The 19,004-nt window shown below is 69.8% G+C and carries 15 protein-coding genes; 5 read left to right on the top strand and 10 right to left on the bottom strand.

Annotated features, from left to right (window positions below; genetic code table 11):
• Window positions 1-69: 69 nt before the first annotated feature.
• The 3 genes from typA to ACTWQR_RS35660 all read right to left on the bottom strand — a co-directional run bounded on the left by typA (window position 70) and on the right by ACTWQR_RS35660 (window position 5,298).
• Entirely contained in the window at window positions 70-1,977 is a 1,908-nt protein-coding gene (gene typA / locus ACTWQR_RS35670) for a translational GTPase TypA (RefSeq protein WP_443231374.1), read from the bottom strand.
• 170 nt (window positions 1,978-2,147) lie between these two features.
• Window positions 2,148-2,804, bottom strand: coding sequence for a hypothetical protein (locus tag ACTWQR_RS35665; RefSeq protein ID WP_443231373.1), 657 nt, complete (start codon window positions 2,802-2,804; stop codon window positions 2,148-2,150).
• Window positions 2,805-2,961: 157 nt separating this feature from the next.
• The gene (locus ACTWQR_RS35660; protein WP_443231372.1) at window positions 2,962-5,298 is read right to left on the bottom strand and encodes an ABC transporter family substrate-binding protein; all 2,337 of its coding nucleotides are present in this window, start codon (window positions 5,296-5,298) and stop codon (window positions 2,962-2,964) included.
• Window positions 5,299-5,661: 363 nt separating this feature from the next.
• Between ACTWQR_RS35660 and ACTWQR_RS35655 the strand changes: the two genes are divergently transcribed.
• The 5 genes from ACTWQR_RS35655 to ACTWQR_RS35635 all read left to right on the top strand — a co-directional run bounded on the left by ACTWQR_RS35655 (window position 5,662) and on the right by ACTWQR_RS35635 (window position 10,010).
• Complete coding sequence (locus ACTWQR_RS35655; RefSeq protein WP_443231371.1) at window positions 5,662-5,949, top strand: hypothetical protein; 288 nt, start codon at window positions 5,662-5,664, stop codon at window positions 5,947-5,949.
• 19 nt (window positions 5,950-5,968) lie between these two features.
• Window positions 5,969-6,790 carry a hypothetical protein gene (locus ACTWQR_RS35650; protein ID WP_443231370.1) on the top strand — a complete coding sequence of 274 codons (822 nt, stop codon included), beginning with the start codon at window positions 5,969-5,971 and terminating at the stop codon, window positions 6,788-6,790.
• Window positions 6,790-8,742: a fumarate reductase/succinate dehydrogenase flavoprotein subunit gene (locus tag ACTWQR_RS35645; RefSeq protein ID WP_443231369.1), complete on the top strand. Its 1,953-nt coding sequence runs from the start codon at window positions 6,790-6,792 to the stop codon at window positions 8,740-8,742. The genes ACTWQR_RS35650 and ACTWQR_RS35645 overlap by 1 nt, the downstream gene beginning before the upstream one ends.
• Entirely contained in the window at window positions 8,739-9,518 is a 780-nt protein-coding gene (locus ACTWQR_RS35640; RefSeq protein WP_443231368.1) for a succinate dehydrogenase/fumarate reductase iron-sulfur subunit, read from the top strand. The genes ACTWQR_RS35645 and ACTWQR_RS35640 overlap by 4 nt, the downstream gene beginning before the upstream one ends.
• Window positions 9,519-9,638: 120 nt before the next feature.
• Window positions 9,639-10,010 (top strand): hypothetical protein, encoded by a 372-nt coding sequence (locus tag ACTWQR_RS35635; protein ID WP_443231367.1) that lies wholly within the window; start codon window positions 9,639-9,641, stop codon window positions 10,008-10,010.
• Window positions 10,011-10,062: 52 nt separating this feature from the next.
• Here the strand turns inward: ACTWQR_RS35635 and ACTWQR_RS35630 are convergent, their stop codons facing one another.
• The 7 genes from ACTWQR_RS35630 to ACTWQR_RS35600 form a co-directional block, all read right to left on the bottom strand.
• Window positions 10,063-12,720, bottom strand: coding sequence for a SpoIIE family protein phosphatase (locus ACTWQR_RS35630; RefSeq protein ID WP_443231366.1), 2,658 nt, complete (start codon window positions 12,718-12,720; stop codon window positions 10,063-10,065).
• Between the two features lie 241 nt (window positions 12,721-12,961).
• Window positions 12,962-13,369, bottom strand: coding sequence for an ATP-binding protein (locus ACTWQR_RS35625; RefSeq protein ID WP_443231365.1), 408 nt, complete (start codon window positions 13,367-13,369; stop codon window positions 12,962-12,964).
• Window positions 13,370-13,747: 378 nt separating this feature from the next.
• Entirely contained in the window at window positions 13,748-14,176 is a 429-nt protein-coding gene (locus tag ACTWQR_RS35620; protein WP_443231364.1) for a (deoxy)nucleoside triphosphate pyrophosphohydrolase, read from the bottom strand.
• A 72-nt stretch (window positions 14,177-14,248) separates the two neighbouring features.
• Complete coding sequence (locus tag ACTWQR_RS35615) at window positions 14,249-14,431, bottom strand: SPOR domain-containing protein (protein ID WP_055618615.1); 183 nt, start codon at window positions 14,429-14,431, stop codon at window positions 14,249-14,251.
• A 287-nt stretch (window positions 14,432-14,718) separates the two neighbouring features.
• Window positions 14,719-15,471, bottom strand: coding sequence for a GntR family transcriptional regulator (locus tag ACTWQR_RS35610; protein WP_443231363.1), 753 nt, complete (start codon window positions 15,469-15,471; stop codon window positions 14,719-14,721).
• A 147-nt stretch (window positions 15,472-15,618) separates the two neighbouring features.
• The gene (locus tag ACTWQR_RS35605) at window positions 15,619-16,929 is read right to left on the bottom strand and encodes a DUF4190 domain-containing protein (protein ID WP_443231362.1); all 1,311 of its coding nucleotides are present in this window, start codon (window positions 16,927-16,929) and stop codon (window positions 15,619-15,621) included.
• Window positions 16,930-17,302: 373 nt separating this feature from the next.
• On the bottom strand, window positions 17,303-18,880 hold the full coding sequence (locus ACTWQR_RS35600) for a S8 family peptidase (protein ID WP_443231361.1): 1,578 nt from the start codon (window positions 18,878-18,880) through the stop codon (window positions 17,303-17,305).
• Window positions 18,881-19,004: the final 124 nt, after the last annotated feature.

Below are 19,004 nucleotides of genomic sequence, written 5' to 3'. Positions count from 1 at the left end.
CCGAAAGCCAAGGAACGCATGGACTGTTGAGGCCACTCCTTGAGCCAAGACGGACTAAGAGCCCACCGATCAGCCGTGCTTGGCGCGGCTCGCGGAGCGGGCGCGCTCGCGGGCGTCCAGGTTCACCTTGCGGATGCGCACGGCCTCCGGGGTCACCTCGACGCACTCGTCGTCGCGGCAGAACTCCAGGGACTGCTCCAGGGAGAGCTTGCGCGGCGGGACGATCGCCTCGAACGAGTCGGCCGCGGCCGACCGCATGTTGGTGAGCTTCTTCTCCTTGGTGATGTTCACGTCCATGTCGTCGGCGCGCGAGTTCTCGCCGACGATCATGCCCTCGTACACCTCGGTGCCCGGCTCGGTGAAGAGCACGCCGCGCTCCTGGAGATTCGTCATCGCGAACGCGGTGACGGAGCCGGAGCGGTCGGCGACCAGCGAGCCGTTGTTACGGGTCGTCAGCACGCCGAACCAGGGCTCGTGGCCCTCGTGGATCGAGTGCGCGATGCCGGTGCCACGGGTGCCGGTGAGGAACTCGGTCCGGAACCCGATGAGACCGCGGGACGGCACGACGAACTCCAGACGCACCCAGCCCGAACCGTGGTTGGACATGTTGTCCATCCGGCCCTTGCGGACGCCCATGAGCTGCGTGACCGCGCCCATGTGCTCCTCGGGGACGTCGATCGTCATGCGCTCGACCGGCTCGTGAACCTTGCCGTCGATCACCTGCGTGACCACCTGCGGCTTGCCGATGGTCAGCTCGAAGCCCTCACGGCGCATCTGCTCGACCAGGATGGCGAGCGCGAGCTCACCACGACCCTGGACCTCCCAGGCGTCCGGGCGCTCGGTGTCGAGCACCCGCAGCGAGACGTTACCGATCAGCTCGCGGTCCAGACGGTCCTTGACCTGGCGGGCGGTGACCTTGCGGTCCTTGACCACGGCCTTGTTCTCGGCGCCCTTGCCGGTCCCGCCGCGGCCGACCATCGGCGAGGTGTTCGTACCGATGGTCATCGAGATCGCCGGCTCGTCGACCGTGATCAGCGGCAGCGCGATCGGGTTCTCGGGGTCGGCGAGGGTCTCACCGATCATGATGTCCGGGATACCGGCGACGGCACAGATGTCACCGGGGCCGGCCTTCTCGGCGGGCTTGCGGGTGAGCGCCTCGGTCATCAGCAGCTCGGTGATGCGGACGTTGGACATCGTGCCGTCACGCTTGATCCACGTGACGGTCTGCCCCTTGCGCAGCTCGCCCTGCTCGACGCGGAGCAGCGCGATACGGCCGAGGAAGTTGTCGGCGTCCAGGTTGGTGACGTGCGCCTGGAGCGGGGCGGCGTCGTCGTACTCCGGAGCCGGGACGTGCGACAGGATCGTGGAGAAGAACGGCTCCAGGCTGTCGCTGTCGGCCGGGACGGTGCCGTCCTCCGGCTTGGTCAGCGAGGCCACGCCGTCGCGTGCACACGCGTAGACGATGGGGAACTCGATCTGCTCCTCGTCGGCGTCGAGGTCGAGGAAGAGGTCGTACGCCTCGTTCACGACCTCGTCGATACGAGCGTCAGGGCGGTCCGTCTTGTTGATGCACAGGATGACGGGCAGGCGGGCCTGCAGCGCCTTGCGCAGCACGAAGCGGGTCTGGGGCAGTGGACCCTCGGAGGCGTCGACCAGCAGCACGACCGCGTCCACCATCGACAGACCGCGCTCGACCTCGCCACCGAAGTCGGCGTGGCCCGGGGTGTCGATGATGTTGATCGTGATGACATCGCTGCCATCTTTCGGGTGGTACTTCACGGCCGTGTTCTTGGCCAGGATCGTGATGCCCTTCTCACGCTCCAGGTCGTTCGAGTCCATCATGCGGTCGTCGAGGGACTCGGCGGCGTGCGCGGCGAAGGCACCAGCCTGCTTGAGCATGGCGTCGACCAGAGTGGTCTTGCCGTGGTCGACGTGGGCGACGATGGCTACGTTACGGATGTCATGGCGCGTGGGCATGCTACGGGGCTTCTCCCGGAATCGTGGATGGCTGCGCGTGCGGGGTCCGCGACGCGTGCCTGTTGCCGGGCGACCATGCCACGGCCTCACCCCATGGTACGTGGCTGTGGCGGAGAGCGCTTCCGCGGGCTTGTCCAGGGAGGCTTGGGACCGCGTCCGCGGCCGCCTGATCAGGCGCTCTTCGCGGCCGGCGAATCGGCCGGGCAGGTCTCCCGGACGGCGATACGCTCTGCGGCGCCCGACTTGCCGGAGCCTTCGTCGATCATGGGGTTACCGCAGGGCAGGAACCCGCTGCCGGTCCTCTCCCAGCTCAGTACATGGCCCTTGACCGGCTCGGCATCGCTGCCCGGACAGGCGTACGTGAAGTCGGCCTCGATCAGCTCGACGTGCTCCCACGCGTAGTACGACCCTTTGGGGCTGGAGGGGGCCTCGATGTAACTGCCTCTCTCGTCCGGCACGGTCGACTCCGAGGGATCCGCGAGCGGTTCCTCCGTCTTGAGGTGCCGTCCCAGGGCCTTGATGGCGTCCGCCGCGCGGGCCCCGGCCGCCGTGGAGGTCATGTGCGGCTTGTAGCTGACGCCCCTCACCGGCTTGAGGTGCACGGAGATGGGGTCTGTCTCCTTCGTCACTGTGATCGGGTCGGCGAGCGCGATCAGCTTCTGCTCGCGCTCGATACCGGACCAGGCATACGTACCGCGCGCACACGCCCGGCCGACGCCGGCCTTGGCGTCCTCGTCGTCCCCGCCGCCGGTACAGCCCGCGACGGGGACGAGCAGCGCCGCCGCGACGAGACCCACGGCTTTGTGCCTGAACGCTCGCTCACTCATGGTCGTCCCCCGATGTCTCCCGTGACCAGCGACCAGCGACCAGCGACCAGCGACCAGCGGCCAGCGACCAGCGACCAGCGACCAGCAATGATCACCGGCATGGACATCTTGCCCTGCGGGACCACGCTCAGCAGCAGGGACCCTGGGGAGGCTGGGGCTATTTGTCCGTCTTCGCCGTTTCTGGCTTGCTCCCCGCTCCCTGTGCACCCTTCTCCAGGAAGCCCATGTCCTCATAGACCGGCGTCTGGAAGCCGAAGGCGCCGGCGTTGGCCAGGTTCGTACGGGCGGCCGTCAGCTGGGGGCGCTGATAGAGGGGGATCGAGCCGGCCGCGGCCCAGATGCGGGCGTCGGCCTTGCGGACCAGGGAGCGGGACTCGTCCGGGTCCAGTTCGGCGATGGCCTGATCGAAGAGCTGGTCGACCTGGTCGGTGCCGACCCGCGTGTAGTTCTGTTCGACGTTGAGCGAGCCGTCGGCGGCCGGGACCGGCTTGGAGTAGATCGGGCGGGCGTCGGTCGCGGGGAAGGCCGACGCGGGCCAGGAGTACAGCGCCAGGTCGTACTGGCCCGACGCGATGTGGTCCTTGAAGTAGCTCTCGTCGGCGACCTTGGAGATCTCCGTACGGATGCCGATACGTTCCAGCATCCGCGCGATCCGCTCCCCGACCGCCCGCAGCGGCTCCGAGCCGGGACCCGACGGCAGCACGAAGCTCAGCGACAGCGGCTTGCCGTTCTTGGCGAGCGGTCCGGCCGCGGCACGCTTCGGGGCGGCGGTGCCCTTCGGCGCGTACGCCCCGGGGGCGCCGCCGCGCTTGAGCTGGTGCTGCCCGTCCTGGGCCAGGTGCTTCTTCTCGACCGCGCCGGCCGCGCCCGCCCCGTCCTTCTGCTCCTTCTTCTGCTGGTTCTCCTTCTGCTGGTTCTCCTTCTGCTGGTTCTCCTTCTGCTGGTTCTCCTTCTGCTGGTTCTCCTTCTTCTGTTCCCTCTCGACCTCGCGGGGTGCGCCCAGCGCGTCGGCCAGGTCGTACGGGTTGCCCGGCTTCTGGTCCTCGGCGCCGGCCGCCTTCTTGTCCCTCTCCTTCTCCTTGGCCTTCTTCTCCTTGACGGGCCCGCCCGCCACCCATCCCGCGTCGGACAGCAGCGCCTGCGCCTCCGCGGTGTCCTGGCCGCCGATCGCCCCGCTGTTGTCGGCGTACGCGCGCTGCCCGGCGAGCGCGAGATGGCTGCCGACCGGTTCGGCGGGCAGGCCCAGCGGCTTGAGCACGACCCGGGCGAGCTCGTCCCGGTCGAGGGCGCGGGCCACGGCCCGGCGGACCCGTTCGTCGGCGAGCGGACCCCCGGCGCCGTTCAACGCGAGCTGCGTGTAGGAGGGTTCGAGGGATTTGCGGATCACGAAGCCGCGCAGGGCCGACTGCTCGTCGGCGTACTTGGCGATCGCCTTGGCCCGCTTCTTGCGGACGGCGATCTCCACGTCGGCCGCCTTCTCGTCGGAGCCGTGCGCGATCGCCCAGGAGCGCAGGGCCCTGCCCGGCGTCAGCGCGGCAACGGGCCCGTACGTGAGCGACTTCCCCTTGCCGTCCTCGCTGTCCTTGCCGTCCGTGGCGTCTTTGCCGTGCTTGTCGCGGCCGGCGAGCGTAATGCGGTGCGCCTGTGAGGGATCGATCTCGGCCAGATCGAGCCGGCCCTCGGCGAGCGCGACGATGCGCCGCTCGCGCGGGACGGCGCGCAGCACCAGCTCGGAGAGCTTGGCGGTGTCGCCCCACCAGCGCGGGTTGCGCTTGAGGGTCACGTCACCGGCCGAGCGGTTGATCCTGTCGATGGCGAAGGGGCCCGCGGTGACCTTCAGCTTGCGGCGGGCACCCTCGTTGAAGGTGTCCGGGGTGCCCATGACGTCCTTCGGATACAGCGGCGAGAAGAGCGACTGCCAGTCGGCGTACGGCTTGGCGAAGGTGACCCGTACTTCGAGGTCGTCGGCGCCGCGCTCGATCTTCTCGATGCGGTCGTAGCCGGCGTTGCGGGCGGTCCAGTACGCGGTGTCCTTGCCGGACAGCGCGCGCCACTGGGCGGCGAAGTCGGCGGCGCCGATCTCACGGCCGTCGCTCCAGACGGCCTGCTGGTTGAGCTTGTAGAGCACGACCTGTCTGGGCTCGCGCTCGACGACCTTCGCGGACTCCAGGTAGTCGGGGTTGCGCTGCGGGCGGCCGTTCGCGTCGAGCCGGTACATGGAGGGCAGCACGGCGCCCGCGACCCGGGAGGTGGTGGCGTCGGCGTCCGCCTGGAAGGTGTTGAGAGTCTCCGGGACTCTGTCCACGGCCCAGTGCATGGCGCCGCCGTCGGCGATCAGATCGCGCCCGGCGGGGGCGATGTCCTGGCCGGCGGTGGGCTTGCCGGCCTCATCCGTCTCGCTGCACGCGGCGAGTGCGGGCACCGCGAGCACGCCCGCCGTGAGGAACGCGACCGAGCGCATGACCGCGCGCAGTCCGACGCCGTCGTGGGACATGACTGGTACCTCCGGGGCGGTTCTGATCACTGGGGCGGTTTTGATCACTTTTGGGTGATGTAGATCACATTTGGCGGTATAATGGAGTTGATCAGATGTATCGCCCCACTGAAGGGGAGAGTCACCGCCTGCGGGCGGCGACACGACGACCGGCCCCTGGAAGCCCACTCGTGCGGCCCAACGGTGCGTGCCGCGGACCGCGCGCCGCGTCCCGCCGGGGGGCGTACGCACGGCGCGTAACGGACGACACGAGCCGGTAATCCGTGCACATCCCTTCACACGGGCTTATGTGACGCGCGACACTCTCAGGCGCATGAACGTGCCGCCTTGGGCCACGAAAGTCCGCGGAAGTGAGGGCAAGTCATGTCCGTGCAAGACGACCTGACATCGGTCCAGCGCTGTCTCGACGACCTGACGAGGTCCGTGCGGCGCCTGGAACAGCAGATGGGCAGCGGTCTGGAGGTACGCCGGGTGCGCACCGACGCCGACCATCTGCGCGAGAGCGTGGCGCTGCTGCGCGAGGCGGCCCCGGCGCTCGCCGCACCCCAGCGACCCGACCTGGTCTCCATCCCCGACACCCCGTACGACAACACCCTGTGGACGGACTCGGACGACGAGGGTCTCGGCGCCCGCGACCGCCACGCCCCCTGACCCCGACCGGAGCTTCGAGTTGGCCACTGGCACGGAACCCAAAGTGAACAGCGGCGGCGTACGGACCCGTACGCGCGCCGCGATCGCCGCCCCGCATCTGCGGACCGACCGCTGGTGGCTGGCCCCCGCCACCACCGCGGCCGGCCTGCTGGCCTTCGTCGTCTACTCGACGTGGCGGGCCTTCGCGAACACCGACTACTACGCGGCCCCGTACGTCTCGCCGTTCTACTCGCCCTGTCTGGCGGAGAACTGCGAGCCGATGCGGGCGGGCCCGAACTGGGAGATCTTCGGCGGCTGGTGGGGCCTGTCCCCCGCGCTGCTCATCCTGATCTTCCCGCTGGGCTTCCGGCTGACCTGCTACTACTACCGCAAGGCGTACTACCGCGGCTTCTGGGCCTCACCACCGGCCTGCGCGGTCGCCGAGCCGCACAAGAAGTACTCCGGCGAGACCCGCTTCCCGCTGGTCCTGCAGAACATCCACCGCTACTTCTTCTACGCGGCGATCGTCGTCGCCGGGATCCTCACGTACGACACCGTGCTCGCCTTCCGCGACGAGCACTACGAGTGGGGCCACATGGGCGTGGGCACCCTGGTGTTCCTGGTCAACATCGTGCTGATCTGGGCTTACACGATCTCCTGCCACTCCTGTCGGCACATCGTCGGCGGCCAGCTCAAGCACTTCTCCAAGCACCCCTTGCGCTACCGGATGTGGCAGTGGGTCGGAAAGCTCAACGCCCGGCACATGCTGCTCGCCTGGGCGTCGTTGGTGAGCGTGGCACTCGCCGACTTCTACGTGTACCTGGTCGCGTCCGGCGCCTTTGACGATCCGAGGTTGTTCTGATGTCCGTAGTGGACCGGCAGGAGTGGGACGTCGTCGTGGTCGGTGCCGGGGGCGCCGGGCTGCGGGCCGCCATCGAAGCGCGGGAGCGGGGCGCGCGTACGGCCGTGATCTGCAAGTCTCTGTTCGGCAAGGCGCACACGGTGATGGCCGAGGGCGGCATCGCGGCGTCGATGGGCAACGTCAACTCCGCGGACAGCTGGCAGGTCCACTTCCGCGACACCATGCGCGGCGGGAAGTTCCTCAACCAGTGGCGGATGGCCGAGCTGCACGCGCAGGAAGCCCCGGACCGGGTGTGGGAGCTGGAGACCTGGGGGGCGCTGTTCGACCGTACGAAGGACGGGCGGATCTCGCAGCGCAACTTCGGCGGGCACGAGTATCCGCGGCTCGCACATGTCGGGGACAGGACCGGACTCGAGCTGATCCGGACGCTCCAGCAGAAGATCGTGTCGCTTCAGCAGGAGGACTTCAAGGAGACCGGTGACTACGAGTCGCGCCTGAAGGTCTATCAGGAGTGCACGGTCACCAGGATCCTGAAGGACGACGAGAAGGTCTCCGGGGTCTTCTGCTACGCACGTGAATCCGGCCGTTTCTTCGTACTCGAAGCCCCGGCGGTCGTGATCGCCACCGGTGGCATCGGCAAGTCCTTCAAGGTGACGTCGAACTCGTGGGAGTACACGGGCGACGGGCACGCGCTGGCGCTGCTCGCGGGGGCGCCCCTGCTGAACATGGAGTTCGTGCAGTTCCACCCGACGGGCATGGTCTGGCCGCCGTCGGTGAAGGGGATCCTCGTCACCGAGTCGGTGCGCGGGGACGGCGGGGTGCTGCGGAACTCCGAGGGCAAGCGGTTCATGTTCGACTACATCCCGGACGTCTTCAAGGAGAAGTACGCGCAGTCCGAGGAGGAGGGCGACCGCTGGTACGAGGACCAGGAGAACAACCGGCGTCCTCCTGAACTGCTGCCGCGTGACGAGGTGGCGCGGGCCATCAACTCCGAGGTCAAGGCGGGCCGTGGCACCCCGCACGGCGGTGTCTTCCTGGACGTGTCGACCCGTATGCCGGCCGAGGTGATCCGGCGGCGGCTGCCGTCCATGTACCACCAGTTCAAGGAGCTCGCGGACGTCGACATCACCGCCGAGGCGATGGAGGTCGGGCCCACCTGTCACTACGTGATGGGCGGCATCGCGGTCGAGTCGGACACGGCGGCGGCCCGCGGAGTGCCCGGGCTGTTCGCGGCCGGGGAGGTCGCGGGCGGCATGCACGGCTCCAACCGGCTCGGCGGCAACTCACTCTCCGACCTGCTGGTGTTCGGGCGACGGGCGGGGCTGCACGCGGCCCAGTACGCCACGGGGCTCTCCGGTCCCGCCGGGGGGCGTCCTGCCGTGGACGACGCCCAGGTCGACGCGGCCGCCGCGGAGGCGTTGCGGCCGTTCTCCGCCGAGGGGCCCGAGCCCGGCGCGGAGAACGGAAAGCCGCCGGAGAACCCGTACACCCTCCACCAGGAGCTTCAGCAGACGATGAACGACCTCGTCGGCATCATCCGTCGTGAGGCGGAGATGGAGGCGGCGCTGGACAAGCTCGCTGAACTGCGGGTGCGGGCGCGGCGGGCCGGGGTCGAGGGGCATCGGCAGTTCAACCCGGGCTGGCACCTGGCGCTCGACCTGCGGAACATGCTGCTGGTCAGCGAATGTGTGGCGCGAGCGGCGCTGGAGCGTACGGAGTCGCGTGGCGGCCATACGCGGGAGGACCATCCGGGGATGGACCGGGCGTGGCGCCGGCTCAACCTGCTGTGCCGGCTGACCGACCCGACGGGCGGGTTGGCGGCCACCGACCCGGTGCGGGGCCAGATCGAACTCGCCCGGGAGACGACCGAACCCATCCGACCCGACCTGCTCGCCCTCTTCGACAAGGAGGAGCTGGTCAAGTACCTCGCCGAAGAGGAGCTCTACGAGTGAGCAGCTATGAGGCCCGCTTCAAGGTGTGGCGCGGGGACGTCGAGGGCGGCGGCCTGGAGGACTTCGAGGTCGAGGTGAACGACGGTGAGGTCGTCCTCGACATCATTCACCGCCTCCAGGCGACCCAGGCTCCGGACCTGGCCGTCCGCTGGAACTGCAAGGCGGGCAAGTGCGGTTCGTGTTCGGCGGAGATCAACGGGCGGCCGCGGCTGCTGTGCATGACGCGGATGTCGGTGTTCACGCGGGAGGAGACGATCACGGTGACGCCGCTGCGGGCGTTTCCGGTCGTACGTGACCTGGTGACCGACGTCGGCTTCAACTACACGAAGGCGCGGGAGGTGCCGTCGTTCGTGCCGCCCGCGGGCCTGGGCCCCGGCGAGTACCGGATGCAGCAGCAGGACGTGGACCGCTCGCAGGAGTTCCGTAAGTGCATCGAGTGTTTCCTGTGCCAGGACACATGCCATGTGGTGCGCGACCACGAGGAGAACAAGACCGCCTTCGCCGGCCCGCGTTTCCTGATGCGGGTGGCCGAGCTGGACATGCACCCGCTGGACGCCGCGTCGGACACCGGGCTCGACCGCAAGCGCACCGCCCAGGACGAGCACGGGCTCGGCTACTGCAACATCACCAAGTGCTGCACGGAGGTGTGCCCCGAGGGCATCAAGATCACGGACAATGCGCTGATTCCCTTGAAGGAACGGGCCGTTGACCGGAAGTACGATCCGCTGGTGTGGCTGGGGAACAAGATCCGGCGGAGGCCGTCCGGGTCGGTGTAGGCGGGCGACCGCACCTCTCGGGCGGTGGCATTGACGCGTCCTGTGGCACCGCGTCCCCTGCCTGGACCACCCCGTGTGGTCCGGTCGCGAGGGAGCGTACGCGGCCATACGCTCCCAAATGTGACGTCGTCCACGCCTCGAAGCCGCTCGCGCCGAGCCGCGTCGCACGCAGCCGCGCGGGTCGTGCGTGCCGCGGCGGGCGCGGTGGTGGCCCTGGGGCTGCTCGTGATGGCCGTGGCCGGTGTCCAGGGGGCGGTGGCGTGGGCCGGGGAGCTGACGCCGATGTCGGCGTCAGCGGTCACGTCGGCCGGGGGCGAGCCGGATGGCGGCGAGACGTATACGGCGGATCTCGTGCTGCCTCTCGTCGCGGCGGGCGGGGCGGGGGCCCTGGCCGCGTACGGGTACGTGCGGCGGAAGCGGCGGGCTCGGAGCCGTACGACTCCTGGCGGCGACGGGCCGCGCCTGCGACGGAGGGCCGGTGGCGGCCGGTAGGGAGCCGACAGGTCGGCTCACCCCGCCCCGGCCTCCCCGCACCGGCCCGCCCTCAGAACAGACTCAGCAGTGCCTCCGCGGGATCCGCGAGGGCCTTCCCCCCGTTGGGCAGGGGGAGTTCGAACCACACCGTCTTGCCGCGGGGCGTCCGGCGGGAGCCCCAGGCGGCGCTCAGGAGGCCGACGAGTTGGAGGCCGCGGCCGCCCTCGTCCGTGTCGCGGGCCCGGCGGCGGCGGGGCTGGACGAGGCCGGCGTCCCAGACCTCGCAGACCAGGGTGCGGTCGAGGAGCAGACGGAGGCGGATCTCGCCCTCGCCGTAGCGGAGGGCGTTGGTGACGAGTTCGCTGACGAGGAGTTCCGCCGTGTCGACGAGGGGCTCCAGGTCCCAGCTGATCAGCTGGCCGCGGGCGTACTCCCTCGCCTTGCCCACACTGCGCGGCTCGCGCGGCAGCGTCCAGTCGCCGACCGACTCGGCGGGCAGCCCCTGGACACGCGCCATCAGCAACGCGATGTCGTCCTCGCCGTGGTGCGTGTCAAGGGTGTTGAGGATGTGGTCGCACACGTCCTCCAGGGGGCTGGAGGGGTCGGTGAGGGCTCCTACGAAGGCTTGCAGGCCCTCGTCGAGGGGGTGGTCGCGGGATTCGACCAGTCCATCGGTGTAGAGCGCCAGAAGGGCGCCCTCCGCGAGCTCCACCTCCACCTCCTCGAAGGGCTCGCCGCCGACCCCGAGTGGCATCCCGGGCGGTACGTCGAGCATGAGCGCGCTCTCGCCCGGCTCGACGAGGACCGGCGGGAGATGGCCGGCGTTGGCGAAGGTGATCCGGCGGGTGACCGAGTCGTAGACCGCGTACACGCAGGTGGCCAGGTACACCTCGGAGAGGTCGGCGTCGCGGGACTGACGGGCACCGCGCGTAGATTGCTGGGTTCCGCCGGGCGTGCCCAGGCCGCGGGCGATCTCGTCCAACGCCGAGAGGACCTCGGCCGGTTCGAGATCGAGGAGAGCCAAGGTGCGTACGGCCGTGCGGAGTTCACCCATCGCGACGGCCGCGCGCAGGCCGCGGCCCATCACGTCGCCGACGACCAACGCCGTGCGGTGCCCTGGGAGTTCGATGACGTCGAACCAGTCGCCGCCGACCTCGGTGGCCGCGTTTCCGGGGAGGTAGCGGCAGGCGATGTCCAGGCCGGAGGCCTCCGGGTCGCCCGGGGGGAGCAGTGAGCGCTGCAGTATCAGGGCCCGTTCGTGCTCCCGGCGGTACAGGCGGGCGTTGTCGATGCAGACGGCGGCGCGCGCGGCCAGTTCGACCGCGAGGGCGCGGTCGCGTTCCCCGAACGGCTCGCTGCCCTTCGTACGGGAGAACTGGACGAGGCCGACGACCGTGTCGTGGGCGACCATCGGCACCGCGAGCGTGGACTGGATCAGGCCGCCCTCTTCCGCGGGGAGGGCCTGTGTGCGTGCGGTGCGCAGGGCGTCCGCGAGGGGTGAGTTGAACGCGTAGTGGTGGACGGCGCCGACGTTCACGGATTCCGGCCCGCCGATGAAGGGCGCGTCGGCCACAGCGCTGGCGAAGGCGACGCGGCGCAGCTCAGCACTGCCGTCGGCGAGGCCCGGCGGGGTCTCGTCGCCGGCCAGGAGGCCTTGGTAGAGGTCGACGGAGGCGAGGTCGCAGAAGCCGGGGACGGCCACGTCGAGGAGTTCGCGGGCGGTGGTCTCCAGGTCCAGCGAGTTGCCGATGCGCGCACCTGCCTCGTTCAGAAGGGCGAGATTGCGCCGGGCGGCGGCGGCCTCGCGGGCGGCGGCGCGACGCCGGGTGATGTCGGTACCCAGCCACGCGATACCGATCGGCCGGCCCGAACCGCTGTGCACGCGATAGAGGTTGATCGACCAGTGACGGCGCTCCGTGGAACCTGGCACGGTGCCCGTGACCAGCATCTCGGTGACGGATTCGCCGGTCTCCAGGACGCGGCGCAGGGTGGCGGCGACGCGTTGGCACTCGCCCGGCGACAGATAGTCCTTGACGGTGCGTCCGCGGTGGTCGTCGGCTGTGCCGCCGAAGGTCGAGGCGAACTGCTCGTTGGCGCGGCGGATCCGCAGATCCGGGTCGATCAGCAGAAAACCGAACGGAGATTGGCCGAAAATCGCCTGCGAAGCGGCAAGATCCGTCTCGATCCGACGCAAGGTGCGCACATCCACCACGATGCACACGGCGGCGCGCTCACCCTCCTCGGTCCGCGTCGGCATGACGTAGACCTCGGCCAGTCCCTCGGCGGCCTGGCCGGTGCCCTCGGGGTCGGGTATCCGGAAGGGGACTACACCCGTCCACTCCCTGCCGTCGAGGACTTCGGCCATCTTCCGCTGACCCAGCTCGCGCTTGTCCTCGGCGACGAAGGCCTCGATGGGGTCCATGCCCAGGGCTTGCTCGGTCGTGATGCCGAAGAGCTGCTCGGCGCGCAGACTCCACTGGTCGACGAGGCCGTCGGGGCCGATGGAGAACGAGGCGACCTTGATGTAGTCGTAGATCGAACCGGGTGGACTGCTCTGCCACACCACTTCGCCCGGCGCCTCGGCGGGCGCTTCGACCGATGGCTCGATCAACGCCTCGGCCGACGCGTCGCCCGGCCCGGGCGCGGCGCCATCGCCTGTCGTCGCATCAGCCATCGCGCCGCCCGACGGATCCTCGGACTCCGTGGCCTTCGCTGGTATCTCGCTCACGCGAACCGTCCCCTCCAGCTCACCGCGTCCGGCACCGGTCACCGGGGGCGGCTGCCCGCAGTATCCAGCACTACGGTGCCGCACAACACGGTGTTCACGATCACAGCACGGTCCCGATGCTTTTAGGACCGGCCACGACAAACACTCCCAGTCTTCTAACCACAGGGCACCCCGTCGAATCACAGACTCCGGGCAGCCCCCAGGACCGGCGTGACTCAGCCGCCCCCAGGGCCCCTTCCGGTCAGCCCGGCAGAGCCAGCTCGAACCAGACCGTTTTGCCCGTTCCGCCTGGTCGCGTGCCCCATCGGCGCGAGGAGTTCGCCACCAGCTGGAGCCCTCGGCCGCTCTCGTCCTCCGGACGTGCGGCGCGCTCTCGGGGCAGGTCCGGCAGCGGGTCGGAGACCTCCACCAGCAGGGCGCCGAGCGTCTCCGTGGGGCGTACGAGGCGTACGCCGATGGGACCGGTCGCGTGCCGCAGGGCGTTGGTGACCAGTTCGCTGACCAACAGCGCGGTCACGTCACCGAGGGAGTCGAGACCCCAGGAGCGGAGCTGGCCGCGGACGACGGTGCGGGCGGTGCGTACGGCACCCGGATCCGCGGGGAAGGTCCACTCGGCGACGTCGCCCTCGGTGTGGATCACGCAGATCACTCCCAGGCCAGAAGCGGACCATGTCCGGTTTCATGGGGTTATTGGGCACATACCCGATATCCCGGGCGGAGTACCGTGCGCGGGCCGCGCGCTGTCGCGTGGACGGCGCTTGGGCGCTCGCCCCAGCCGTCACATGCGCCCCGCGGGCATGAGCGTCCCATGTGCGGCGGGGGTCTCGCATCCCGCTGGGGCGGGTGGGCGGAGTTGCGGTGGTCACATGTGGCGTCGTTCTGCTCGCCCCCGCCGCCCCTGCCCTCCCCCACTCTCGGCTTCGCTCGAGCGGGGGACCCCATCATCCCTGGGGCTCCGCCCCAGACCCCGTTTTCGGGGGCCGGCCCCCGAACCCCCGCTCCTCAAACGCCGGAAGGGCTGCGGATTTCAGCCCCCAGCCATCCCACTCCCCCAAGCCCCCCGCGCGACCTCCATCACAGCCGCCACATCCTGGTCCAGCCACTCCACGTCCCAGAGCTCGTCCGGCGTGAGCCACCGGAGTTCGTCGTGGTCCTGGAGGGGCTTCGGGGCGGGCGAGTCGGGGAGGAGGCGGGCGGTCCAGACACACAGGACGTACGGCGACTTCAGGGGCCACTCCCCGGGGACCCGAGCGACCGGCAGCGCCTCGACGCCGAGTTCTTCACGGAGCTCACGCACGAGGGCCCGCTCGGGAGTCTCACCGGGCTCGACCTTGCCCCCGGGCAACTCCCAGCGCCCGGCCAACTCGGCAGGCGCGCTGCGTCGCGCGGCGAGAAGACGCCCGTCGCTGAGTACGGCGGCTCCCACCACCACGACCCGTTCCGTCCGTTCCGTCATGCGCCGGAGCCTACGGGAGCCGCGGGCGAACACGATGCCGCGGTGGCACGCACGACGTCGGCGGTCACACGGCTACTTGGAGCCGTTCTGCCCGATCCGCTCCACCCAGTACAGCTGCTTGTGGCCGCGATCGTCGAGACTGTCCGCGATCTTCTGGGCCTCGGCCCTCGTCGCGTACCGGCCGACGCGATAGCGATTGCCGTTGTCGTCCTGCCGTATGACGAGCCAGGGAAGTGTGATCGTGCCGTCGTTCATCGCGCCGCCCCTCCGCTCCCCGCCCCCGGCTCGCGCCCTGCCCAGTCCCATAAGGAAACCGCAATCCGCATATGCCCGAGCCTACGCCTAACCTTCACGCAGCGAATACGGCTTTTCACAAAGAGGTACGCCGGAGGTGCCGCAACCAGCCAGCACAAAGGGGGCGCATCTTCACGACTGCGCCCCCTCATATCCCCTTGGGGTCCCGCCGACAGCAGGGGGACGGTGCCGGAGTACGTCCGTCGGAAAGGCCAGATTCCGTCGGAGCCCCGTACCGCCGCCTACGCCTACTTCACGGGCAAGTGATAAGCGATCCGGTACCGATCCGCCGGTACGACGACGTCCGCCGTCTCCACCGGTCGCCCCGACGCGTAGTACGTCCGCTGGATGACGAGCACGACATGCCCCGGAACGCCCCCCAGCGCCGACAGCTCCTCGGCGAGGCCGGGCCGGGCGCCCACCTCCTCCGTGACGTTGTCGACGATCACGTCGATGGCCGCCATGCGCTCGACCACGCCCATGCCGCCGAGCGGGCCCTCCTCGGGGAGCATCACCGGCGTACGACCCGTGACGGCGAGGGGCTCCCAGGAGGTGGAGAGCATCATCACGTCACCCGCGTCCCGGAAGACGTAATTCGTGCACATCACGCGGTCGCCGGCCTGGATGCCGAGCCTTTCCGCGATCGCGCCGCTCGCCTCGGCCTGCGCGCTGTGCGACTCCCAGGTGCCGCGCGCGACGGCGTCGGCCTGCTCCTGGCGGAACGGGGTCGCGCCGCTGTCCGGCCGGTATCCGGAGCGGGCGATGCGGCGCGGTACCGGCCGCTCGCGCACATACGTCCCCGACCCGGAGCGGCCCTCGACAAGACCCTCGGCCATCAGCACCTTGCGGGCCTCCAGGGCCACGGTGTCCGAGACCCCGTACTCCTGGCGGATTCTGGCCTGGGACGGGAGCCGTGCGTGCGGTGGCAGCGATCCGTCGACGATCTTCTTGCGAAGATCACCTGCGACGCGCAGATACGCCGGCTGCTCACCGAATGTCACTGGCCACTCCCGTCAGGTTGTACAGACAGCAACAGGGTGGCAACCCTGGGTTGTGACAGGCAAGCAAAGGCCAGAGAATCACTCGATGTGATGACTTGGGGCCGCTGCGGGCTTTACGCAGGCACTTTCTCCCCGCTATGGCCGTTGTCACACCGCAGCGCCGCTGCCGCCTGAGCCCTCTCCCGTCCCGCCGTCCTCGCTGCCGTCGTCCTCGTACTCCTTCGGGGGCGTCGTGGCGAGGCCCAGAGCCTTGCGCGTCGTGACGGTCCTTTCGACGTCGGTGAGTTCCAGCGCGTTGTCGTAGTGGTCGTAGAAGGCGTCCGCGTCGGAGGCCTTCGCCGCCTTCGCCCACTCCTCCCGCGCTGCTTCAAGGTCCTTCACCAGAGCGGCGACGGGCTTCTCGGCCCTGGCGGACCAGTCGTTCGCCTGCAGCGTCTTGGTCTGCCGGGTCAGCGCCGCGGAGACCCGGTCCGCCCACTTCTTGTGGCCGGGCAGGTCGTCCTCGACGTACGTCTCCTGAGGCGCCGAGTCCATGGCCTCGTTGAGGATCTGCGCCGCCCGCAGATACGTCAGCTGGTCCCCGGTGAGCGTCGAGTCGTCCAGGCGCAGTGAGCCCGTCAGGCTGCCCTTCTCGTCCACGTTGCCGAACAGGCAGGTGATCTCGCGGTCGCCCAGGCTCCAGCTGTCCCGGGTGGGCGTGAGGTAGTAGATGTCGACGTTGTCCGCTATGGCCCAGGAGTCCATCGTGTAGGCGTACTGGAGCGTGTAGCACTTGTCGTCAGCGGCCTCGTTGATCGCGTCGTCGCCGGGGTAACTGCCGCCCGCCATCTTGAAGTTCCCGAAGACCTCGCCGTCGTGCTTGCCCTCACAGGGCACCGTGTCGACGTCGTAGGCCAAGCCTTCCAGGGAGCCACTGGGCGCGTCGAAGCACTCGCCCTTGCCCACGGAGAAAGCCGCGCCCTCGCTCGCCTCGCGCGCCCCCTCCTCGACGCCCTCCCAGAGGTCGGCCGCGCCGCCGGTGACGAGCGCGAGCACGAGGCCGGCGGTGCCGATCCCGGACAAGACCATCCCGCCGATCGCCATGCCCTTGCCGCGTTCGCCCCGCTTCTTGATCTGCACCAGCGCGACCCACCCGAGGATCAGCCCGACCAGCGGCAGGAAGCAGAGGATGCTGAGCACGAGCGCGGCGATCGCGAGGCCGTTGACCGGTGCCGGGCGGTTGTACGGGGAGTAGCCCTGGCCCCAGGGCTGATAGCCGTTCGGGCCGGGCAGCGGGTAGGGCCCCTGCGGTGGGTACGGCCCCTGACCCGCATACGGCCCCTGACCCGCGTAAGGCCCCTGCCCCTCCCCCGGATACGGACCCGGCCCCTGGCCCTGACCCGGGTACGCGCCGTACGGCCCCGGCGGCGGGTACTGCCCTTGGGGCTGCTGAGGCCCAGGGGGCGGGGGTGTCTCCACTGGTACCGCGGCTCCTCGTCCGAGTGATGCTGAACTGACGTACGACAGAGCGCATGGTAAGCGCGGGGCGGATGAGGGCGGAACACGGAGGACGAGTCCGGCGAATCCGGGCGCGGTGACGGCGATGGCCACCGCCGTTCACACCTCGTCCTCGCGACCGGCCGGGTCGACGACCCGAAGCCGCGCCGCGAGGACGAGGGCAAAGCGCTCCGCTGGAAGAGCGGTGATGAACCTGCGGGCCGGTGGGGGCTGGTCGCGCGGTTCCCCGCGCCCCCTACGGGGCGCGGTAACGCACCGGACTTGACCAAGGCCGCTTAGAAGGAGCTGTCAGAGCTCGCTAGGAGGTGTGAGGCGTGAAGGTGGGGGGCGGCGGTCAGAACTGCAGTCCCCACGAGTTGATGTATCCCGTGTCGGCTGACGCGTTGTCGCTCACCCGCAGGGTCCACGTCCCGTTCGCGACCTCGGACGAGGCGTTCACCGTGTACGTGGTGTTGATGTTGTCCGTCGAACCGCCCGTGCCGTACGCCTTCAGCGTGTAGGCCGTTCCGTCGGGGGCGATCAGCTGGACCTGGAGGTCGCCGATGTAGGTGTGGACGATGTTCACCGGCACGCTCAGGGCCGAGGGCGCGTTGCCCGAGACGCCGGTGACGGAGACCGGGGAGTTCACCGTGGAGTTGTCGGCGATCGAGTAGTCCGCGGTGTTCTCGAAGAGCGAGCCGGTGGGCGGCGGGGTCGTACCGCCGCCGCCGACCTTCAGCAGGCGGTTGGGCGAGCCGGTGCCGGGGCTGGTGACGACTCCGGTGGTGGCGGAGTTGACCAGCGCGGTCTGGACGGCGGCCGGGGTGGCCGTGGGGTTGTCCGCCAGGTAGAGCGCGGCTGCTCCGGCGACGTGCGGGGTCGCCATCGACGTACCGGAGATGGTGTTGGTCGCGGTGTCGCCCGTGCCCCAGGCGGAGGTGATGGAGGAGCCGGGGGCGAAGAGGTCCAGGACGGCTCCGAAGTTGGAGTAACTGGCCTTGGCGTCGGTGTTGGTGGTGGCGCCGACGGTGATGGCCTCGGTGACGCGGGCGGGCGAGCGGGTGTTGGCGTTGACCGTCTCGTTGCCGGCCGCGACGGCGTAGGTGACGCCGGAGGCTATGGAGTTGCGTACGGCGGTGTCGATGGCCGTGTCGACCGTGCCGCCGAGGCTCATGTTGGCGACGGCCGGCTTGACGGCGTTGGTCGTCACCCAGTCGATGCCGGCGACGACCTGCGCGGTCGTGCCGGAGCCGGAGTTGTTCAGCACGCGGACGCCGACGATCTTCGCCTTCTTGGCGACGCCGTACGCCGTGCCGCCGACCGTGCCGGCGACGTGCGTGCCGTGGCCGTGGCCGTCCTGGGCGGTGTTGTCGTTGTCGACGGCGTCGTAGCCGTAGGAGGCCCGGCCGCCGAAGTCGGTGTGGGTGATGCGGACACCGGTGTCGATGATGTAGGCGGTGACGCCCTCACCTGCGGTGTCGTCGTAGGTGTAGCTCTGGTTCAGCGGGAGCGCCGCCTGGTCGATGCGGTCCAGGCCCCAGGAGGGCGGGTTGGGCTGGGTCGCGGCGATCGTGAAGACGCGGTTCTGGACTACGGAGGCGACGGCCGGGTCGGCCGCGAACCTCTTCGCCTCGGAAGCGGTGGCCTCGACGGCGTATCCGTTCAGCGCCTTCCTGTACGTGCGCTCGATCGTGGCGCCGTACTCCTTCGCGAGGGCCTTGCCCTCGGCCGAGCCGGCCTTCGCGGCGTCCGCGTGGAACGTCACGATGTAGCTGTCCGGGATCGCGTTGGCCGCGCCCGCGTACTGGATCGGGCCCACGGGGTCCGCTGCGGCGTTCGCGGCGTTCACGGGGAGGGCGGAGACGAGGCCGGCGACGAGGGCCGCCGTGCCGATACCGGCAAGTCTTCGCCGGGCATGACGCATCACTGCCATCTGAGGGATCCTCCTCAATCGGTGGTGCGCTGGTGGGGGGTGGTGCGGAAGGAGGTGCTGGGGTACTGCACACAGAAAGACGTCAGGGTCATGCCAAGTCTCGGCCGATCCTGTGCGTCAGCCG

The organism is Streptomyces sp. 2A115 (assembly GCF_052245575.1).
Lineage (GTDB): Bacteria > Actinomycetota > Actinomycetes > Streptomycetales > Streptomycetaceae > Streptomyces.
This window is presented reverse-complemented; position numbering and strand designations above follow the sequence as displayed.

Bases quoted from the DNA above. Each gene is read 5' to 3' on its own strand.
- typA (WP_443231374.1), bottom strand. From the start codon at position 1,977: ATGCCCACGCGCCATGACATCCGTAACGTAGCCATCGTCGCCCACGTC.
- ACTWQR_RS35665 (WP_443231373.1), bottom strand. From the start codon at position 2,804: ATGAGTGAGCGAGCGTTCAGGCACAAAGCCGTGGGTCTCGTCGCGGCG.
- ACTWQR_RS35660 (WP_443231372.1), bottom strand. From the start codon at position 5,298: ATGTCCCACGACGGCGTCGGACTGCGCGCGGTCATGCGCTCGGTCGCG.
- ACTWQR_RS35655 (WP_443231371.1), top strand. From the start codon at position 5,662: ATGTCCGTGCAAGACGACCTGACATCGGTCCAGCGCTGTCTCGACGAC.
- ACTWQR_RS35645 (WP_443231369.1), top strand. From the start codon at position 6,790: ATGTCCGTAGTGGACCGGCAGGAGTGGGACGTCGTCGTGGTCGGTGCC.
- ACTWQR_RS35620 (WP_443231364.1), bottom strand. From the start codon at position 14,176: ATGACGGAACGGACGGAACGGGTCGTGGTGGTGGGAGCCGCCGTACTC.
- ACTWQR_RS35615 (WP_055618615.1), bottom strand. From the start codon at position 14,431: ATGAACGACGGCACGATCACACTTCCCTGGCTCGTCATACGGCAGGAC.
- ACTWQR_RS35600 (WP_443231361.1), bottom strand. From the start codon at position 18,880: ATGGCAGTGATGCGTCATGCCCGGCGAAGACTTGCCGGTATCGGCACG.